This window comes from Streptomyces sp. TBY4 (genome assembly GCF_024213195.1).
In the GTDB taxonomy this organism is placed as follows: domain Bacteria; phylum Actinomycetota; class Actinomycetes; order Streptomycetales; family Streptomycetaceae; genus Streptomyces.
The window spans coordinates 181,888-201,746 of sequence record NZ_JANAVF010000003.1 but is presented as its reverse complement, the minus strand read 5'-3'; the positions used below and the strand labels follow the sequence as shown (position 1 = coordinate 201,746).

Annotated in this window: 13 protein-coding genes; 7 read left to right on the top strand and 6 right to left on the bottom strand. The window is 72.3% G+C overall.

The window, feature by feature from the left end; genetic code table 11:
• Nucleotides 1-11: 11 nt before the first annotated feature.
• Both NLX94_RS08840 and NLX94_RS08835 read right to left on the bottom strand, forming a co-directional pair.
• Nucleotides 12-1,271 carry a metallophosphoesterase gene (locus tag NLX94_RS08840; RefSeq protein WP_302169025.1) on the bottom strand — a complete coding sequence of 420 codons (1,260 nt, stop codon included), beginning with the start codon at nt 1,269-1,271 and terminating at the stop codon, nt 12-14.
• A gap of 239 nt (nt 1,272-1,510) precedes the next feature.
• The gene (locus NLX94_RS08835) at nt 1,511-2,626 is read right to left on the bottom strand and encodes a LacI family DNA-binding transcriptional regulator (protein WP_214954921.1); all 1,116 of its coding nucleotides are present in this window, start codon (nt 2,624-2,626) and stop codon (nt 1,511-1,513) included.
• Nucleotides 2,627-2,988: 362 nt separating this feature from the next.
• On the opposite strand from NLX94_RS08835, the gene hisC reads away from it, so the two are divergent.
• Nucleotides 2,989-4,071 (top strand): histidinol-phosphate transaminase, encoded by a 1,083-nt coding sequence (gene hisC / locus NLX94_RS08830; protein WP_254382059.1) that lies wholly within the window; start codon nt 2,989-2,991, stop codon nt 4,069-4,071.
• Between the two features lie 34 nt (nt 4,072-4,105).
• On the opposite strand, the gene NLX94_RS08825 is transcribed toward hisC, so the two are convergent.
• Nucleotides 4,106-4,474, bottom strand: coding sequence for a cyclophilin-like fold protein (locus tag NLX94_RS08825; protein WP_243331197.1), 369 nt, complete (start codon nt 4,472-4,474; stop codon nt 4,106-4,108).
• A gap of 189 nt (nt 4,475-4,663) precedes the next feature.
• Between NLX94_RS08825 and NLX94_RS08820 the strand changes: the two genes are divergently transcribed.
• From NLX94_RS08820 to NLX94_RS08805, 4 genes are read left to right on the top strand one after another with little or no spacing between them, the layout of a single operon-like run.
• Nucleotides 4,664-6,169: a cytochrome ubiquinol oxidase subunit I gene (locus tag NLX94_RS08820; protein ID WP_254382058.1), complete on the top strand. Its 1,506-nt coding sequence runs from the start codon at nt 4,664-4,666 to the stop codon at nt 6,167-6,169.
• A gap of 18 nt (nt 6,170-6,187) precedes the next feature.
• A complete protein-coding gene (gene cydB, locus NLX94_RS08815; protein ID WP_254382057.1) occupies nt 6,188-7,189 on the top strand; it encodes a cytochrome d ubiquinol oxidase subunit II in 1,002 nt (333 codons plus the stop codon).
• 50 nt (nt 7,190-7,239) lie between these two features.
• The gene (gene cydD / locus NLX94_RS08810; protein ID WP_254382056.1) at nt 7,240-10,800 is read left to right on the top strand and encodes a thiol reductant ABC exporter subunit CydD; all 3,561 of its coding nucleotides are present in this window, start codon (nt 7,240-7,242) and stop codon (nt 10,798-10,800) included.
• Between the two features lie 10 nt (nt 10,801-10,810).
• On the top strand, nt 10,811-12,559 hold the full coding sequence (locus NLX94_RS08805) for a GAF domain-containing sensor histidine kinase (RefSeq protein WP_254382055.1): 1,749 nt from the start codon (nt 10,811-10,813) through the stop codon (nt 12,557-12,559).
• Between the two features lie 24 nt (nt 12,560-12,583).
• Here NLX94_RS08805 and NLX94_RS08800 read toward each other — a convergent pair whose 3' ends face one another.
• The gene (locus tag NLX94_RS08800; protein ID WP_254382054.1) at nt 12,584-13,507 is read right to left on the bottom strand and encodes an HAD-IIB family hydrolase; all 924 of its coding nucleotides are present in this window, start codon (nt 13,505-13,507) and stop codon (nt 12,584-12,586) included.
• Nucleotides 13,508-13,721: 214 nt separating this feature from the next.
• Here NLX94_RS08800 and NLX94_RS38860 point away from each other — a divergent pair, with 214 nt between their 5' ends.
• Together NLX94_RS38860 and NLX94_RS08795 are read left to right on the top strand one after the other, a co-directional pair.
• Complete coding sequence (locus NLX94_RS38860; RefSeq protein ID WP_302169023.1) at nt 13,722-13,853, top strand: hypothetical protein; 132 nt, start codon at nt 13,722-13,724, stop codon at nt 13,851-13,853.
• Nucleotides 13,854-13,887: 34 nt separating this feature from the next.
• Complete coding sequence (locus NLX94_RS08795; RefSeq protein ID WP_254382053.1) at nt 13,888-14,793, top strand: LLM class flavin-dependent oxidoreductase; 906 nt, start codon at nt 13,888-13,890, stop codon at nt 14,791-14,793.
• Nucleotides 14,794-14,851: 58 nt separating this feature from the next.
• On the opposite strand, the gene NLX94_RS08790 is transcribed toward NLX94_RS08795, so the two are convergent.
• Together NLX94_RS08790 and NLX94_RS08785 are read right to left on the bottom strand one after the other, a co-directional pair.
• Entirely contained in the window at nt 14,852-17,839 is a 2,988-nt protein-coding gene (locus NLX94_RS08790) for a tetratricopeptide repeat protein (RefSeq protein WP_254382052.1), read from the bottom strand.
• Nucleotides 17,836-19,695 carry an HSP90 family protein gene (locus tag NLX94_RS08785; RefSeq protein WP_254382051.1) on the bottom strand — a complete coding sequence of 620 codons (1,860 nt, stop codon included), beginning with the start codon at nt 19,693-19,695 and terminating at the stop codon, nt 17,836-17,838. The genes NLX94_RS08790 and NLX94_RS08785 overlap by 4 nt, the downstream gene beginning before the upstream one ends.
• Nucleotides 19,696-19,859: the final 164 nt, after the last annotated feature.

The following is a 19,859-nucleotide window of genomic DNA, read 5'->3' as shown; positions in this document are numbered from 1 at the left end:
TCCGGGAAGCCTCAGTCGTTCAGCGGGAGTTGCACGACGAGAAGTTTGCCCGCCATCGTGACGCCACCGTCCATCGCGATGGCCAGGCCTTCCGCGTAGACGTGCGGGCCGACGACGGCCTCGGGGCCGTGCGCACCGTCACCGTCCTCGGTGCCGACCTCGCCCAGCAGGTACGGGATGGGGCTGTGTCCGTGCACGACGCGGCTGCCGCCGTAGGTGCCGAGGAGTTCGCGCACCGCCTGGGGGCCGGTCTCCTCGTCCCGGAAGGCGAAGCGCTTGGTGAACTTGCGGAACAGGTCCCACGTGATGTCGGCGTCGTTGCGGTTGAGCAGCTCGTGGATGGTGTCGTTGACGTCCTCGACCGAGTCGCCGTAGTCGAGGTAGGCGGTGGTGTCGGAGTGGAGGAGCAGGTGGTCCTCGACCAGGACCGCCGCGTCCAGCCGGGACATCCACTGGAGGTGGACGTCCTGCAGCCGGTCCATGTCGGTGCGCTGGCCGCCGTTGAGGAGCCAGGCGGCCTGGAAGGTGGCGGTGCCGGCGCCGGAGACGACGGGGGTGTCCCCGAACCGCTTGGCGCCGATGAGCAGCAGCTCGTGGTTGCCCATGAGGGCCTTGCAGTAGCCGCCGGCGGCGGCGGCTTCGGCGGAGAGACGCATGACGAGGTCGATGACCCCGATGCCGTCGGGACCGCGGTCGGTGAAGTCGCCGAGGAACCAGAGCCGGGCGTTGCCGGCGGACCAGTTGCGGTCGGCGTCGATGAGTCCCTGGAACTGCAGTTCGGCGACGAGTTCGTCGATGTAGCCGTGGACGTCGCCGACGACGTAGAGCGGGCCGGGGCCCTCGCCGGGGGTCTCCTGGGGGACGTACTGGACCTGGACGGTGTCGCCGGGGCCGCCGAGGGCGCCGCGCCCGATCACGGGGAGGTCGCGCTGCGTCGGCGTGTACCCCTCGGGGTCGCTCTCCTCGGTGGCGTGGCCCATCGGGAGCCCGCCGTGCTCGCCGAGGCCGCCGGTGGCGCCGTACGGGGGCTCGTGGCCGTAGCCGTGCTGAGCGGGGACGGGAGCCGGGCCCGCTCCGTAGTAGGCGGGGTACTCGCCGTAGACGGGGGCGTCCGCCCCGAGCCCGGGGGCGCCGGGCCCCGCGTCGCCGGCCGTTGCGGCTGACGTCGCTCCGGGGAGCACGGTATGCGAGGCGGGTCCGGCGACCGGCAACCGGAAGTCCCGCTCGGTGTCCGTCCGCACCGCGGGTCCCTGACCGGCCCCCTGAGTCATCGACCCCTCCACCACCGTCGCGCTGCCGTACACCTGCGGACCCGCCCGCCTCTGGGGCGGAGGGTCCGTGATGTCGTGCGCCCATCATAGGAATGCAGCTCGCGCTCTGTGACGCACCAGGGGTGGTGAATCCTGGTCGGAGCTGGTCCTTCCTACCGGTTTCTCCCGATATAGGTGTTGCTGAAATCCTCGGCGGGACCGGCGGGACCGGCTGTCCCGCCGTCGGACCGGCGTGGTGGTCAGTCCTGGGCCGGGGATCGGGGCGGGCTGACGGTCGTACGGGGCTGCCTGCGCTGGGACGAGGTACGGATGATCAGCTCGGTCGGGATGACCTGTTCGACGGGGCCGCCCGTGTCGACGCCCTCGATGGCGTCGATGAGCAGCTGGACGACGGCGGTGCCGATGCGGCGCGGTTTGAGGGACAGGGTGGTGATGGGCGGTTCGGTGTTGGCGTACACGGTGGACTCGCTGCAGCACACGAGCAGCAGGTCCTCCGGAACGCGCAGGCCGTAGCGCCGGGCGGCGGCGAGCAGGTCGGTGCCGTTGGGGTCGAACAGACCGTAGACGGCGTCGGGCCGGTCGGGCCGGGCGAGCAGCCGGTCGGCGGCGACGGCGCCGGCGCACGGATCGTGGGCGGGGTAGGACTCGTAGACGGGGTCCTGGCCCACGCGCTCGCACCAGCGCAGGTAGGCCGTGGTCGAGAGCCGGGTGTAGGTGTCGGTGGTGGTGCCGGTCAAAAGCCCGATGCGGCGTGCTCCGGCGGCGGCGAGGTGGTCGAGGAGGCCCAGGACGGCGGCCTCGTGGTCGTTGTCGACCCAGGCGGTGACGGGGAGTGAGCCGGCGGGGCGCCCGTCGGAGACGACGGGCAGACCCTGGCGGACCAGTTCGGTCACGACGGGATCGTGGTCGGAGGGGTCGATGACGACGGTGCCGTCGAGGGCCACGTTGGACCAGACGTCGTGTCTGGAGGTGGCGGGGAGGATGACGAGGGCGTACCCGCGGGCGAGCGCGGCGGAGGTGGCGGCCCTGGCCATCTCGGCGAAGTACGCGAATTCGGTGAAGGTGAAAGGTTCATCCCCGTACGTCGTCACGGTCAGGCCGATGAGGCCCGACTTGCCGGTACGGAGGGTGCGGGCCGCCGCGGAGGGGCGGTAGCCCAGCCGGTCTGCGACCTCGCGAACGTGGCGGCGGGTGGCGTCCGGCAGACGTCCCTTCCCATTGAGGGCGTCGGAGACGGTCGTGATCGAGACGCCCGCCGCGGCGGCCACGTCCCTGATGCCCGCCCGGCCTTGTCGGCCGGCGGCCCGCCGGGTGGTCTCGGTCCGGCTCACCTGATGCTTCCCTGCTGCTGTCATGGCGAGCCGATAGTAGGGCTCGGTGGGCAGGGCGGTCCGGATGCATATGCACGGGTTGACAGGCACGATTCTGCACGGTTCGCCACCCCCAATGACCTTGGAAATGAAGGTGTTTGGTGGAGGAGGGTGTCCGGTGTCCTTGTCGGCGGGACCGTGCATGCCAAAACGGGGCCCTCCGGCCCTCTGCTCAACTCACCTGTACGAGGGACGCGCGCCACGGCGCAGGCCACCGGCGCACGCATATATGCGTGCGCTCTCCCGCATTCCAGGCGCCTGCCGTTCTCGGATGGACGGAATCCTCATAAGGTGAGGAGTATTGAGTCGACGGCGACGTCGTACGGGACGGTCGAGGAGGACCTGCGGTGAGCGAGAAGAGCCCGAAGCTGCGCGCCGAGCTGGACGGCATCCCCACCTACAAGCCCGGGAAGCCCGCCGCTGCGGGCGGTCCGGTCGCGTTCAAGCTGTCCTCGAACGAGAACCCGTACCCGCCCCTGCCTGGGGTCCTGGAGAGCGCGGTCGCGGCGGCCGGCCACTTCAACCGGTACCCGGACATGGCGTGCACGGGTCTGGTGAACGAGCTCGCCGAGCGGTTCGGGGTCCCGGTCGAGCACATCGCCACGGGCACCGGCTCGGTCGGGGTCGCGCAGTCGCTGATCCAGTCGACGGCGGGTCCGGGCGACGAGGTCATCTACGCCTGGCGGTCTTTCGAGGCTTATCCGATCATCGTTCAGATCTCGGGTGCGACGTCCGTCCAGGTGCCGCTGGCCGAGGGGGACGTGCACGACCTGGACGCGATGTTCGAGGCGATCACGGAGCGGACCCGCCTGATCTTCGTCTGCAACCCCAACAACCCCACCGGCACCGCCGTGCGCCGTGCCGAGCTGGAGCGGTTCCTGGACCGGGTGCCCTCCGACATCCTCGTCGTCCTCGACGAGGCCTACAAGGAGTTCGTCCGCGACGTCGAGGTCCCGGACGGCATCGAGCTCTACCGCAGCCGTCCCAACGTCGCCGTACTGCGTACGTTCTCCAAGGCGTACGGGCTCGCCGGCCTGCGCGTCGGCTTCGCGGTGGCGCACGAGCCGGTGGCCGCGGCGCTGCGCAAGACCGCGGTGCCCTTCGGCGTCAGCCAGCTCGCCCAGGACGCGGCGGTCGCCTCGCTGCGGGCCGAGGACGAGCTGATGGGCCGGGTCGGGTCGCTGGTGGGCGAGCGCGCTCGGGTCTACGGGACCCTGCTGGCCCAGGGCTGGACCGTGGTGCCCGAGACGCAGGCCAACTTCGTGTGGATGCGGCTCGGGGAGCGCACCGCCGACTTCGCGGCGGCCTGCGAGAAGGCCGGCGTGGTGGTCCGGCCCTTCGCGGGCGAGGGCCTGCGGGTCACGATCGGTGAGCCCGAGGCGAACGACCTCTTCCTGCACACGGCCGAGGCGTTCTTCAAGGAGATGTAGCGCGCCCGGCCCGGTGGGGCCGGTGGGAACGGTGTCAGGCCAGTTCCACGCGGATGGGGTCGCCGTCGCGGACGGTGGCCAGCAGGCGGGGGTCGCCGTCGAACGAGCCGAGCACGTTGCACGGGCTCGCCAGGCGGCTCTCGCCCCCGCGGGAGATCGGAGTGGGGCCGTAGGGCAGCGCGAGCGCGTCGCCCTCGGTCCAGAACGCGACCGTGCCGGGCTCGACGACCTGCTGGGCGTCGTGCTCCAGGGCCACGGAGACGCCGGTGTCGAAGTAGACCTCCTCCCCCCAGGTGTTGGCGGAAGCGGAAATGGGGAGGGCGTCGGCGAGCGCCTTGGCGGTCGGGGTCTCGTCGAGCGTTGCGGTGAGCTGGCCGGCGGGCCAGAGGAATCGAATCTTCATGGTTCGCATTCAACAATCTGTTGAATTTATTCGCTAGGGGGGACCCCCCTGAAAGATGCCGACAGCGGTACGACATAATGCTTGTGAATGTGAACGCGTTCACAAGCGTGTCCTGCTTCCTCCCGGATTGAGTGGGATACACGAGGCAAACTGCGGCTGTGACCACGGCGAAACGAAGGAGACGACGACGTGGACCTAGCTTTGGCGCCAGAGACCCTGGCGCGATGGCAGTTCGGTATTACCACCGTCTATCACTTCCTCTTCGTTCCCTTGACGATCTCGCTGGCCGCGCTCGTCGCGATCCTGCAGACCGCCTGGGTGCGTTCGGAAAAGGAGAAGTACCTCAAGGCCACCAAGTTCTGGGGCAAGCTCTTCCTGATCAACATCGCGATGGGTGTCGTCACGGGCATCGTCCAGGAGTTCCAGTTCGGCATGAACTGGTCCGACTACTCGCGGTTCGTCGGTGACATCTTCGGAGCCCCGCTGGCCTTCGAGGCCCTCATCGCCTTCTTCTTCGAATCCACCTTCATCGGCCTGTGGATCTTCGGCTGGGACAAGCTGCCGAAGAAGATCCACCTGGCCTGCATCTGGATGGTCTCGATCGGCACCATCCTGTCCGCGTACTTCATCCTCGCGGCCAACTCCTGGATGCAGCACCCCGTCGGCTACCGGATCAACGAGGAGCGCGGCCGGGCCGAGCTCACGGACTTCTGGCTGGTGCTCACGCAGAACACCGCGCTGACCCAGTTCTTCCACACCATGACGGCGGCCTTCCTGGTCGGCGGCGCGTTCATGGTCGGCATCTCGGCCTTCCACCTCGCCCGCAAGAAGCACATCCCCGTCATGCGGACCTCGCTGCGCCTCGGCCTGGTCGTCATGATCATCGCTGGTCTGGGCACCGCGATCAGCGGAGACCTCCTCGGCAAGGTCATGTTCAAGCAGCAGCCGATGAAGATGGCCGCCGCCGAGGCGCTCTGGGACGGCGAGGCGCCCGCGCCCTTCTCCCTCTTCGCCTACGGAGACGTGGAAAAGGGCCACAACACGGTCGCCATAGAGATCCCGGGCCTGCTGTCCTTCCTGGCCAACGACGACTTCAGCTCGTTCGTCCCGGGCATCAACGACGTCAACAAGGCCGAGCAGGAGAAGTTCGGTCCCGGTGACTACCGGCCCAACATCCCGGTCGCCTACTGGGGCTTCCGCTGGATGATCGGCTTCGGCATGGCCTCGCTCGGAGTCGGCGTGCTGGGGCTCTGGCTGACCCGCAAGAAGTTCATGCTGCCGCCCGGGCTGCGGACCAGTGAGGAAGAGGTCCCGCACCTGGTCCTCTTCAAGAAGGCGCTGAGCCCCAAGTTCACGAACTGGTACTGGATCATCGCGCTCTGGACCATGGGCTTCCCGCTGATCGCCAACTCCTGGGGCTGGATCTTCACCGAGATGGGCCGCCAGCCCTGGGTGGTCTACGGGGTCCTGCGCACCCGCGACGCGGTCTCGCCGAACGTCTCCCAGGGTGAGGTGCTCACCTCGATGATCGGCTTCACGCTGCTCTACGCCGTGCTCGCCGTGATCGAGGTCAAGCTCCTCGTGAAGTACGTCAAGATCGGCCCGCCCGAGCTCACCGAGGCCGACCTCAACCCGCCGACCAAGATCGGCGGGGACGACAAGAACCCCGACCGGCCGATGGCCTTCTCGTACTGAGGCTGAGGAGACCACACCATGCAACTCCACGACGTCTGGTTCGTGCTCATCGCCGTTCTGTGGATCGGCTACTTCTTCCTGGAGGGCTTCGACTTCGGAGTCGGCGTCCTGACCAAGCTGCTGGCCCGCGACCGCACGGAGAAGCGGGTCCTGATCAACACGATCGGGCCCGTGTGGGACGGCAACGAGGTCTGGCTGCTCACCGCCGGCGGCGCGACCTTCGCCGCCTTCCCCGAGTGGTACGCCACCCTCTTCTCCGGGTTCTACCTGCCGCTCCTGATCATCCTGATCTGCCTCATCATCCGCGGGGTCGCCTTCGAGTACCGGCACAAGCGCCCCGAGGACAAGTGGCAGACCAACTGGGAACACGCGATCTTCTGGACCTCGCTGATCCCCGCGTTCCTGTGGGGCGTGGCCTTCGCCAACATCGTGCGCGGAGTGAAGATCGACCAGGACATGGAGTACGTCGGAAACTTCTTCGACCTGCTCAACGTCTACTCGATCCTCGGCGGCCTGGTCACCTTGACCCTGTTCACCTTCCACGGCGCGGTGTTCACCTCGCTCAAGACGGTCGGGGACATCCGGGACCGCTCGCGCGCGCTGGCCATCCGGCTCGGGGTGGTGACCGCGGTCCTCGCGCTCGCCTTCCTGATCTGGACCCAGCTCTCGCGCGGTGACGGCTGGAGCCTGATCGCCATGACCGTGGCGGTCCTCGCCCTGGTCGGGGCCCTCGGCTTCACCTTCAGGGGCCGGGAGGGCTGGGCGTTCGCCCTGTCGGGAGTCACCATCGCGGCCGCCGTCGCGATGCTCTTCCTGACGCTGTTCCCGAACGTCATGCCGTCCTCGCTGGACAGCGCCTGGAACCTCACGGTCACCAACGCCTCGTCCAGCCCGTACACCCTGAAGATCATGACCTGGTGCGCGGCGGTGGCGACCCCGCTCGTCCTGCTCTACCAGGCGTGGACCTACTGGGTGTTCCGCAAGCGCATCGGCACCCAGCACATCGTCGACGCGCACTGAGACCGCTCCGCCCGTCCCGCCCCGCCTGATCCTGCCTGGGGATGTTTCACGTGAAACCGATCGACCCGCGCCTGCTCCGGTACGCCCGGTCCACCCGACTCTTCCTGGGAGCGGTGGTGGCCCTCGGGCTCGCCGGGGCGGGACTGGTCGTCGGCCAGGCGATGCTGATCGCCGAGATCGTGGTCGGCGCCTTCGAGGACGGACTGGACGGCGCGGCCCTGCGGACGCCCCTGCTGCTGCTCGCGGCGGTGGCGCTCGGCCGGGGCCTGGTCGCCTGGCTCACCGAACTGGCCGCGCACCGGGCGAGCGCGGCGGTCAAGTCGGAACTGCGCGGCCGGCTGCTGGAGCGGGCCGCGGACCTCGGCCCCGGCTGGCTCAGCGGACAGCGGACGGGCTCCCTGGTGGCCCTGGCCACCCGGGGCGTGGACGCCCTCGACGACTACTTCTCGCGGTACCTGCCCCAGCTCGGGCTCGCGATCGTCGTCCCCGTGGCGGTGCTCGCGCGGATCGTCACCGAGGACTGGGTGTCGGCGGCCATCATCGTGGTCACGCTGCCGCTGATCCCCCTCTTCATGATCCTGATCGGCATGGCCACCCAGTCCCGGATGGACCGCCAGTGGCGGCTGCTGTCCCGGCTCTCGGGACACTTCCTCGACGTGGTGGCCGGCCTGCCGACCCTCAAGGTCTTCGGCCGGGCGAAGGCCCAGGCGGAGTCCATCCGCAAGATCACCGATGACTACCGGCAGGCCACGATGCGCACGCTGCGCATCGCGTTCCTGTCCTCCTTCGCCCTCGAACTGCTGGCGACCCTGTCGGTGGCGCTGGTCGCCGTCACCATCGGCATGCGGCTCGTCCACGGGGAGCTCGACCTCTACACCGGACTGGTCATCCTGGTCCTGGCACCCGAGGCGTACCTGCCCCTGCGCCAGGTCGGGGCCCAGTACCACGCGGCGGCGGAGGGACTGGCCGCCGCGGAAGAGATCTTCGAGGTGCTGGAGACCCCGGTTCCCGCATCGCCGGGGACGGCCGCCGTTCCCGCCTCGGGTCTGCGGATCGAGCTCGACGGGGTGGCCGTCCGGTACGAGGGCCGGGGCGAGGACTCCCCCGGACCCGTCTCGCTGACCGTGGAACCGGGCGAATGCGTGGCCCTCACCGGCCCGAGCGGCGCGGGCAAGTCCACGCTCCTGCAGGTGCTGCTGGGCTTCGTGACCCCCCGTACGGGCGTGGTCCGTGTCGCGGGCACGGACCTGGTCGGTCTGGCGCCCGAGCAATGGCGCGAGCGCATCGCCTGGGTGCCGCAGCGGCCGCACCTGTTCGCCGGGACGATCGCCGAGAACGTCCGCCTGGCGCGGCCCGGCGCCACCGATGCCGAGGTGACCGCCGCGCTGGCGGACGCCGGGGCGTGGGAGTTCGTACGGGCCCTGCCGCGGGGGGCGGACACCCTCCTCGGTGAGGGCGGGGTCGGACTGTCCGCGGGGCAGCGGCAGCGCCTCGCGCTGGCCCGGGCGTTCCTGGCGGACCGGCCGGTGCTCCTGCTCGACGAGCCGACGGCGGCGCTGGACGGCGAGACCGAGGCGGCCGTCGTGGAGGCGGTACGCCGCCTCGCGGTCGGGCGGACCGTCCTGCTCGTGGTGCACCGGCCGGCGCTGCTGGCCCTGGCCGACCGGGTCGTACGGGTCGGGGCCGGCCCGGCCGGGCCCTCCCCCGCCGCGCCCCTTCCTCCCGTCCGGGCAGCGCAGCCGGGACCGGCGCCGCGCGATCCCGGGGAGTGGATCCTCGGGGACGCCCCGGAGCGTGCGGGCAGTACCCGCGGCGGCGACGCCGGCGGCGGCGATCCGCTCAAGCGGGTGCGGGGCGTGGCCAGGGCCTGGCAAGGACGGTTCAGGCTCGGGCTGTTCCTCGGGGCGCTGGCCGTCGGGTGCAGCGTCGGGCTGATGGCCGTCTCCGGGTGGCTGATCTCGCGCGCTTCCGAACAGCCGCCCGTGCTCTACCTGATGGTGGCCGTCACCGCGACGCGGGCCTTCGGCATGGGAAGGGCCGTCTTCCGCTACGCGGAGCGGCTGGTCTCCCACGACGCGGTCCTGCGGATGCTCGCCGACCTGCGCGTCTCGGTGTTCCAGCGGCTGGAGCGCATCGCGCCCGCCGGGCTGCGCACCCATCGGCGCGGGGACCTGCTGACCCGGCTGGTGGCCGACGCCGACGCCCTGCAGGACTACTGGCTGCGCTGGCTGCTGCCCGTCGGCACCGCGCTGCTCGTGGGCACCGGCTCGGTGGCGTTCACCGCCTGGCTGCTGCCCGAAGCCGGGGCGGTGCTCGCCGCCGGGCTGCTGGCCGCCGGTGTCGGGGTGCCGCTCCTCAGCGCGGTCTGCGCCCGCCGGACCGAACGCCGGCTCGCGCCCGCCCGGGGAGAGCTCGCCACCCGTGTGGCGGATCTGCTCACCGGAACCGCGGAGCTCACCGTCGCCGGAGCGCTCGGCGGGCGCAAGGCCGCCGCGAAGGACAGCGACCGCACGCTGACCGGGATCGCGGCCCGCGCGGCCGCCGTCACCGGGCTCGGGGGCGGGCTGTCGGCCCTGGTGACCGGAGTGACCGTGGTCTGTGCGGCCGCCGTCGGGGCGGACGCCGTCGCCGGGGGCCGGCTGTCCGGGGTGGCCATGGCCGTGGTCGTGCTGACCCCGCTGGCCGCCTTCGAGGCCGTCAGCGGACTTCCGCAGGCCGTCCAGTACCGCCAGCGGGTCCGGCGCAGCGCCGAGCGGGTCTACGAGGTCATCGACACTCCCGTCCCGGTCACCGAGCCGGAGCGGCCCGAGGCCCTGCCCGCCTCGCCCTTCCCGCTGCGGCTGACGGGGCTCCACGCCCGCCACCCCGGGCAGGAGACGGACGCGCTCGGCGGGCTCGACCTGACCCTGGAGGCGGGCCGCCGGATCGCGGTCGTCGGGCCCTCGGGTGCCGGCAAGACCACGCTGGCACAGGTCCTGCTGCGCTTCCTGGACCAGCACGAAGGCGCGTACACCCTGGGCGGGACCGACGCGCGCGCCCTCGACGGGGACGACGTGCGCCGGGTGGTGGGCCTGTGCGCCCAGGACGCGCACATCTTCGACAGCTCCGTACGGGAGAACCTGCGGCTGGCCGCCCCGGGGGCGAACGAGGCCCGGCTGCGGGAGGCCCTGGCCGCGGCGCGGCTGCTGGAGTGGGCCGAGGGGCTCCCGGATGGGCTGGACACGCTGGTCGGCGAGCACGGCGAGCGGATCTCCGGCGGTCAGCGCCAGCGTCTCGCCCTGGCCCGGGCCTTGCTCGCGGACTTCCCGGTCCTCGTCCTGGACGAGCCGGCCGAGCACCTGGACCTGGCCACCGCCGACGCGCTGACCGCGGACCTGCTGGCCGCGACCGAGGGCCGTGCCACCGTGCTGATCACGCACCGGCTGGCCGGCCTGGAAGCGGTCGACGAGGTGCTCGTCCTCGACGGCGGCAGGGTGGTCCAGCGCGGTGCGTACGCGGAGCTGGCGGCGGCCCCCGGTCCGCTGCGCGGGCTGCTGGAGCGGGAGCGGGAAGCGGAGGAGACGGGCGGCTCCACACAGGCTCGACTTTCCTCGCTAAAGGGGACTAACTAGGCTCAAGGGCATGTCAGCGCAGGAGTCCCAGGAAACGCCCGAGCAGCCGTCGGAGCCCTCACCGGAATCGCCCGACCCGCTGGAGGCCGCCACCGCCGCCACCCGGAGTCTCCAGGGGCTGTCCACCGAGCTCACGGCCCGGGTGCCGCAGCTCCTGGAGGCCATGCGGTCGGTGGGCACCGGCCTCGAACTGCACTCCACGCTGGACCGGATCTGCGAGACGGCCGCCGAGCTCGCGGACGCCCGGTACGCGGCCATCGGCGTGGTCGACACCGAGGGCCGCGGGCTCTCGGACTTCGTCACCTTCGGCATCAGCGACGCGCTGGCGAAGAAGATCGGGCACCGCCCGGACGGGAAGCGCGGCCTGCTCGGCGCGCTGATCTCCGACCCCGACCCGGTCCACCTCGCCGACCTGACCAAGGACCCGCGCTCGGCGGGCTTCCCGGCCCATCACCCGCCGATGAAGACCTTCCTCGGCGTTCCGATCCGTGTCCAGGGAGAGATCTTCGGGAACCTCTACCTGGCGGAGAAGAACGGCGGCGGCGAGTTCAACGACTACGACGTCCACATGGTCCGGGTGCTGGCGACCGAGGCGGGCATCGCCATCGGCAACGCCCGGCTCTACGAGGCCGCCACCCAGCGCGAGCGCTGGATCGACGGATCGGTGGCCGTCACCACGGCCCTGCTGTCGGGCGGGGACGCGGACGACGCGCTCGCGGTCGTCGCCGAACAGGCCCGCCGGCTCGCCGATTCGGCCGCCGGGATCGTGATGCTGCCGGCCGAGGAGGGCGGGATGGAGATCGTCGCGGTCTCCGCCGACAACCCGGCCACCTCGCTCGGCGTCGTCATCCCGGCCGGGAGCCCGGTGGTGGCCAGGCTGCTGGAGGGCGAGCCGGTCTTCGTGGACGACGCGGCCTCCGACCCCCGCATGATCAGTCGCCTGACCAGCCAGTACGGGGCCTGCATGATGCTTCCGCTGCAGAGCGGGGGCCGGGTGCTGGGGGCCCTGGTCACGCCGCGGGCGCGCGGGAAGCGGCCGTTCACCGAGGCGGAGCGGACCCTGGCCACCCAGTTCGCCTCGCAGGCGGCCCTGGCGCTGATGATGGCGGAGGCGCAGCGGGACCGGGAGCGCCTCGCGGTGTTCGAGGACCGCGACCGGATCGCCCGCGACCTGCACGACCTGGTCATCCAGCGGCTCTTCGCCACCGGGATGATGCTGGAGGGCGCCCAGCGCCGCTCCATCGTCCCGGAGGTCCGCGACGGCGTGGGCAAGGCCGTGGACGAGCTCGACGTGACGATCCAGGAGATCCGCACCGCGATCTTCGCGCTCCAGCAGGGACCGGCCGAAGCCCCCTCGGGGCTCCGCACCCGGGTCCTGCGGGAGATCAACATGGCTGCCGTGCCGCTGGGCTTCAAGCCCGCGCACCGGTTCCTCGGGCCGATCGACGCGGTCGTCGGCGAGCTCGTCGGCAAGAACCTGATCGCCGCCCTGCGCGAGGCCCTGTCGAACGCGTTCCGGCACGCCGAGGCCTCCCGGATCGAGGTGGTCCTCGACTCCACCGTCAGCCTGGCGGACGGGCGGCCCGGGGTCCGGCTGGAAGTGGCCGACGACGGGGTGGGCATCCCGGAGGGAGGCCGCCGCAGCGGGCTGCGGAACCTGCGCCGACGGGCCGAATCGCTCGGCGGCTCCAGCTCGTACGGCCCCGGCCTCGGCGAGGACGGGGGCGGGACCACCCTGGTGTGGGAGGCCCCGCTGTAGCCGTGCCGACGCCTGCGCCTTTGGCTACGCCTCGGTGCGGGCCGTCCGGTCGGCCAGGATCCGCTCGATGACCAGGGCGACGCCGTCCTCGTTGTTGGCGACCGTACGGCCCGACGCTGCGGCGATCACATCCGGATGGGCGTTGCCCATCGCGTACGAGGTGCCGGCCCAGCCGAGCATCTCCACGTCGTTCGGCATGTCACCGAAGGCGACCACCTCGGCCGGCGAGATGCCGCGCTCCTCGCAGCACAGGGCCAGGGTGCTCGCCTTGGAGACCCCCGGGCCGCTGATCTCCAGCAGCGAGGTCGGGCTGGAGCGGGTGATCGAGGCGTACGCGCCGGCGACGGAGCGTGCCAGGGCCAGGAACTCGTCCGGAGCCAGCTCGGAGTGGTGCGCGAGCACCTTGAGCACGGGCGCCGCGTCGTCGTCCGTGGCCTCGTGGAGCAGCTCCTCGGCCGTGGCGACATTGGCGCCCGGGTCCTGGAAGAACGGCGGGTACTGCGGCTCGTAGTTGATGCCGGTGGTCAGCTCGACGGCGAAGGAGGAACCGGGGGCGGCGGCCCGCACCGCCTCCACCACCTTGAGCGCCGTGATCCGGGGCAGCGGCCTGACCTGGACGAACTCCCGCCCGCTGCTACCCCGCCCGGTGGCGGCGTGCCGGTCGATGGCGTGCAGGTCGACGACGGCGGCGCCGTTCGCGCAGATGGCCAGCCCGTGGCCCTGAACGTGGTCACTGACCACGCCCATCCAGCGGGCCGGGCGTCCGGTCACGAAGAACACCGCGATGCCGGCCTCCTCGGCGGCGGCGAGTGCGGCGACGGTGCGCTCCGAGACGGATTTGTCGTCGCGCAGCAGGGTGCCGTCGAGGTCGGTGGCGATGAGCCGGGTCGCGGGGGTTGGCCCGTCCGGGCGCTGGGGAGCCGAGGTCACGGCTCCATCTTCGCCCATGCAGGCGGTCGGCGATGTTTCACGTGAAACATCGCCACATGGTTGTCAGTGGGCGGTGGAAGGATCTCCTCGCCGGTTCCGCGCCCTTCGCGCCGCCGGCCCGGTGCCGGTTCCGACGACATCACACGGGGGAGACGTACTCATCCCTTCAGTCCGCGCGTCGGACTGCGACGCCTGCGGCGGCCCGCACCCCAAGTGGGTCGGGAGCCTGGCGATGGCCCTGTGCGCGCCGTGCGAACGGGAGGGTGCCCACCACCCGGAGCGCGACCCGGTACTGCTGGGCGAAGTCCTGGCCGGCGCGGTCCTGCGCGCCCTGTGGCGGAGCAAGGCCCAGCGCGGATCATGACGGCGCCCGGGGGTGGCGGTCGTAGGCTCTGGGCATGACTCTTCGCCTCAGCACCGTGATCCTTCCCGTCCACCGGTGGCACGAAGGGGGACGCGAACGCTGGCAGCGGGCCGAGGAACTGGGGTTCCACGCGGCCTACACCTACGACCACCTGTCCTGGCGGACCTTCCGGAACGGGCCGTGGTACGGCGCGCTGCCGACGCTCACGGCCGCCGCGACGGCCACGGAGCGGCTGCGCCTCGGCACGCTCGTCACCTCGCCGAACTTCCGCCACCCGGTGACGCTCGCCAAGGAACTGATCTCCCTCGACGACATCTCCGGCGGGCGGGTCACGCTGGGCATCGGCGCCGGCGGCAACGGGTTCGACGCCACCGTGCTCGGCCAGGAGGAGCCGTGGACCCCCAAGGAGCGTGCCGACCGGTTCGGGGAGTTCCTGCCGCTCCTCGACCGGCTGCTCACCGAGGACTCCGTCTCGCAGCGGGGCACCTTCTACTCGGCGGAGGAGGCCTTCAACATCCCCGGCTGCGTCCAGCGGCCCCGGCTGCCCTTCGCCGTCGCCGCGACCGGCCCGCGCGGGCTGAAGCTCGCCGCGCGGTACGGGCAGGCGTGGGTGACCACCGGTGATCCGAAGATCTTCGACGAGGGCACCCCGGAGCAGTCCGTGCAGGCCCTGCGCGGCCAGGTCGAGAAGCTCGGCAAGGCGTGCGCGGAGGCCGGCCGGGAGGTGGCCGAGCTGGACAAGATCCTGCTCACCGGCTTCACCCCGGACCGGGGGCGCCCGCTGGAGTCGGTTGCGGCCTTCGTCGACTTCGCCGGCCGCCACCAGGAGCTCGGCTTCACCGAGCTCGTGATCCACTGGCCCATCCCCGACTCCGACTTCGCCGCCGACCAGGAGGTCTTCGAGCGGATCGCCACCGAGGGGCTCGCGCAGCTGGGCTGAGCCGGATCGCCGGCGCTGCCGTCGCCCCGGGATTCCGGGGCGACGGCAGCGCGCCGCCTCAGGACGAGGTGCGCAGCAGGTGTTCCGTGGTGCGTTCGGCGCTTTCCAGGAGCCATTCCGGGGCCACGCCCTCGGGCAGCGCGCGGACCTCGGCCGCCAGTGCCGAGACCCGGGCGGCGCCGGCCTCGGGACGGCCGAGCTCGTGCTCGGTCCAGGCCGCGTTGTTCACGCACTGGAACCGGGCCTGCAGGTGCTCCGGGCCGAGCTCCGCGTGGAGGGCGGCCGCCCGCTCCCAGAGCAGGATCTCCTCCAGCCGCAGCGCCTCCAGTTCGGCCGCGCCCAGTTCCTCCCCGCTCCCCTCCTCTTCCTCGTCGGCCTCCTCGTCGGCGCGGACCCGGCGGTCGAGGACCTGGGCGAGCTGGTTCCAGGTCTCGGCGAGCTCGGCCCGTGCCTCGACGTCCTCGGGCGCCCCGGCCAGCACGGTGGTCAGCACCTCGGCCGCCGCGTCCATCCGGGTCCGGGCCCGTGCCACCGCCGCGTCGGTGACCTCCCCGCGCAGCCCCAGCCAGGCCAGCGAGCGCAGGATCCGTACCTCGGCGACCGGCGCGTCCTTCGACCGGCCGCGCAGTTCGAGGGCCCGCTCGTACGCCGCGACCGCCTCCGGCACCAGCTGCGCCTCCGAGAGCTGATCGGCGGCGGCCTGGGCCAAGTGCGCCTGCGGGCGCGGGTCCTCCCAGTCCTCCGTGAGCCCTGCCGCCAGCAGGTACTGCTCGGCCGCGCCCCGGTGGTCGTTCAGGTCGCGCAGCAGGTCGCCCAGGAACTCCCGTACGGAGACGGCCTGGCCCTCACCGTGCTCCAGCAGGTCCGGCAGCGTCGACCGCAGCACCTCGGAGGCCTCGGCGGTGCGGCCCTCGCGGGCGTGGCACCGGGCGAGCAGCAGCCGGGCATGGGCCCCGCCGTCGGCGGTGAGCCCGGCCTGGTCGAACCAGTGCGCCGCCTCCAGAGCGTGCCGCGCGGCCTCCGCGCCGGCCTCGCCGCGCCCCAGCAGGATGTCGGCCAGGGTGAGCCGTACGACGCCCTGCGTCTCGGCGTCGGTCAGCTCGGCGGCGTGCGCCAGCCCGGCGCGGGCCGATTCCTCGGCCTCCGCCGTGCGGTCCAGCGACATCAGCACGCCGGCCCGCAGCACGAGGGGGTCCACGGCGAGCCACGGCCGGCCGGCGGCCGCCGAGCGGTCGGCGGATCCGGCGAGCAGGGTCACGGCACGCTCCGGGTCTCCCTGCGAGAGGGCGAGCCGGCCCAGCGTCTCCTCGGCCTCCGCCGCGAGGTCGGGCAGGGCCTCGGCGTAGGCCTCGGCGAAGGCGGCCAGCTCGTCGGCCATCCCGCCGTGGCCGTGCCCGTGGCCGTGCCCGTGTTCGGGGTCCTCGGCGGCCTCGACCGACCGGAGGTACGACTCCACCCGGATCCCGGTCAGTTCCGCGAGGGCGATCCGCCGGGTCCGCAGCGGCTCGTCCGCCTCCAGCGCCTCGGCGGAGCGCAGGGCGACGGCCAGCAGCTCGCGCAGCTCCCCCGGCTTCGCGCCCGACTGCCCGGCCAGGGTCGCCAGCCGCAGGTCGGCCAGGGCGGCGCGCTCCGCGAGCCCCAGCTCCCGGTAGCGCTCGCCTACGCCGGCCAGCAGTTCCGCGGCGTTGCCGGCGCCGGCCCGGGCGGCCGCCAGGGACCGGTGGTCCGCCACATCGGCGGCGGCCAGCGGATCGGATCCGTCCGCCGCCTCGGGGCGCAGGGCCACCTGCTGCCAGAGGGCGTCCGCGCCGGGGTGCCCGAGGTCGCGTGCGGCCCGGGCCCGGGCCACGAGTTCCGCGAAGCCCTCGGCCGGCGCCGCCTCGGGCACCGGAGCGGCGCTCGGGGCAGGGCTCGGCTGCGGGAGCGCCGCGAGCGCGGAGCTCCGTACGCCCAGCGGCAGGACCGCGGTCAGCGGGGCCGCGCCGATCCGCGCGAGGAACCGCTCCGAGACGCGCGGGGAGCCGTTGCGGGCGTCGAACCGCCGGGCGATGTCGAGCGAGCCCGCGCGCAGCACCTCGTACAGCTCGGACACGGTGCGCGGGCTGCCCTCGTAGGGGACGGCGGGGCTCTGCCCGTGGCCCAGCTCCGTCAGCCGGCGCAGCAGGACGAGGACCCCGCCGTGGAAGGCCAGCTGGTCGGAGAGGTTGGCGAGGGGGGCCACGTGCGCCGCGTGCTCGGCCAGGATCTCCAGGCCCCGGGACTCGTTCCCGGTGAGCGCGCAGAACTCGATGTGCCGTCCCACCGAGGGGAGCAGGCTCTCCTTGTCCCGGGCCAGGCGGTACCCGCGCAGATGGGCCGAACGGGCCTCGTCGAACCGGCCGAGCCGTACCAGCGGCAGCAGCGAGGTGGCCAGGACCCGGTGGGGCTCCTCGGCGCAGGTCTGCTCACCGGACAGCACCGGCTGCCACACCCCCAGCGCCTCGGCGTCGTCCCCGCGCATCATGGCGTAGTGGCCCTGGCTGTTCAGTTCGCAGGCGTGGCAGTCGCTCATGTCGTCGCGGTCGGCGGCCTGCCAGCGGGCGTAGGCGCGTCCGGCCCGCTCGTCGTCGCCGGTCGCGTCGGCGAGCCAGAGCTCGGCCTCGCGCACGGGACGCTCGCTGTAGCCGGCGATCCGGTAGCGGCGCTCCATCTCGTCCAGCCAGCCGGCGGCCGACTCCAGCGGGATCTCGGGAGAGTGGCCGATGGCGCTGGCGATCCACTTGAACTGCCAGAACAGCGAGTGGGCGTCCCACTCGTCGAAGGCGCCGGGGTCCTTGTCGTACTCCTGGAGCAGCCGGGCGAAGGGGACGAGCATCTTCGGGGACTCGGAGCTGTACAGGTAGGCGTTGATCAGGTTGTCCAGTGCCGCACGGAACAGCGGGCGGTCCCCGGTCGCCTCGGCGGCGGTCGACAGGGCCTCGGCGTGCGCGTTGCGTGCGGTCCCGCCCGGAGCCTGGCGGTTCTCGGCCAGTCCGCGCTCGATCTCCTCGCGTGTCATCGTGCTCACTTGTGCTCCCCCTGGGTGTCGGTGCTGTCCGTGTCGGTGACGGCGTGCGTCGCCCATTCCAGGAGCCCGAGGAAGGCCCGGTTGAGCAGGGTGGTGTCGGCTGCGCGCAGTGGCCGCTGCGACCTCAGCAGGGCCTGGCCGTACAGCGATTCGACGGCCGTGGCGGTCAGGGCCTCGTCGGGGAGGGCGGCGATCCGGCGGACGAGCGGGTTGTTGTGGTTGAGCACGAGGCGGGCGCGCGGGGCTGAGCCGCGCAGGGAGCCGAGGATGCCGCTCCACAGCGAGTCGGCGGTTTCGAGGGCGGCGGTGCGGTCGCGCTCCTGACGGGCCTGGCGGTCGTCGAGGTAGAGCGCGGGCACGGCGGCGGGCTGGAAGGCGCGCAGCACGACGTCGCAGCTCTGGGGTTCCAGACGGGTGCGGGCCGTGGACAGGAAGGGGGCCAGGGCGAGTTCGGCGGAGGTCGGCACCGGGTCGAGGCGTTCGGTGACGGCTCCCGCGTCGAGCTCGGTGACCTTGAGCTCCGGCCGTACGGCGGGCAGCAGGGCCAGCAGGTCGGCGTCGTAGGTGTAGCCGGCGTTGATGACCCCGAGGCCGTGGGCCGCCGCGATCGGGGCGATCTGGCGGAACTCCTCCACGGTCCGGGTGAAGTGGATCTCGGTGTGCGCGGCGGTGAACTCCTCCAGGTTCATCGAACCGTCGCTGGTCTCGAACGGCAGCCAGGGCAGCATCAGGCCGAGCAGCTCTGCGTCGTGCCGGGCCATCGACTTCACCCCGAGGTGGTGGACGCTCAGGAACGCGGCCAGCCGCTCGGGTTCGCTCGCGGCGAGCTCGGCGAGCCAGGCGCGGACGCGGGCGCCGAGGGCCTCGCGGACGGCGGCCAGCGTCTCGTCGTCGTACAGGTTCTCGCGGGAGGCGGTGGGCCGCAGGGTGTCGGTGTCGAGGACGGCGCGGACGAAGAACGCCCAGTCGGGCAGCAGGTTGTCGGCCTTGTCGGTCAGCAGCATGCCCTTGAGGTGGACGCGGTGTCCGGGCCGGTGCGCGGGGCTGGTCGGCTCGGGCAGGACGTACGCGACTCCGCGCACTCCGGCCACGGGCAGGTCGAGGTCGATGCTGTCGAGCGGGGTGAAACCGAAGAGCTGCGCGCAGTGCCCGGCGAGCGCGACCCGGCGGGCCGCCGGGGTGGGGAAGGGCCGGTCCCAGACGGCGGGCCGGTCGGTGACCGGGCGGGGTCCGGCGGCGGAGCCGTCGTCGAAGGTGATGTCGTAGGGCAGCAGGGAGCCGTAGTCGCGGGCCAGCTGCTCGACCTTGGCCGGGACGGTCCACTCCTCGGCGCCGGGGCGGGCCTCCAGCACGACGGTGGTGCCGGGCTCCGGGCGGGCGTCGGAGGGGAGTTCGCGGACGGTGTACGAGCCGTCGTCCGTGGCCAGCCATTCGACGGGCGCGGCCAGCGGATCACGGGCGGAGCGGGTGACCACGCGGATCTCGCGGGCGACGACGAAGCAGGCGAGCAGCCCGATGCCGAACTGGCCGAGGAACTCCTGACGGGTGGTCTCCAGGCCGTGCGGGCCCCCGCGCTTGGAGCTGCGGCCGATGGTGGCGAGGAGGGAGTGGGCCTCGTCGGCGGTCAGGCCGATGCCGCTGTCCTCGATGGTGACCCGGTTTCCGGTCGCCGACAGGCGGATGCGGATCTCGGCCCCGGGATCGAGGGCGTGGCGTGCGGTGACGGCGTCGACGGCGTTCTGGAGGAGCTCGCGGACGTAGACGCGGGGGCTGGAGTAGAGGTGGTGGGAGAGCAGGTCGACCAGGCCGCGCAGGTCGACCTGGAAGGTGTTCGGATGGGGCTCTTCGGACGTCATGGGGCGTCACCTCGCGTGCTGGTACGGGTTGTTCGGCGACCGCGAGGTACCCCCCTCACAGATCCCGGAGTGAGGAACAGACTAGGGGGATCATCTGACAATCCCCCGGTGAATTCCGGGGCCTCTGAGACCCGGAGACCTGGAGGCCCGGATACCCGAAGACC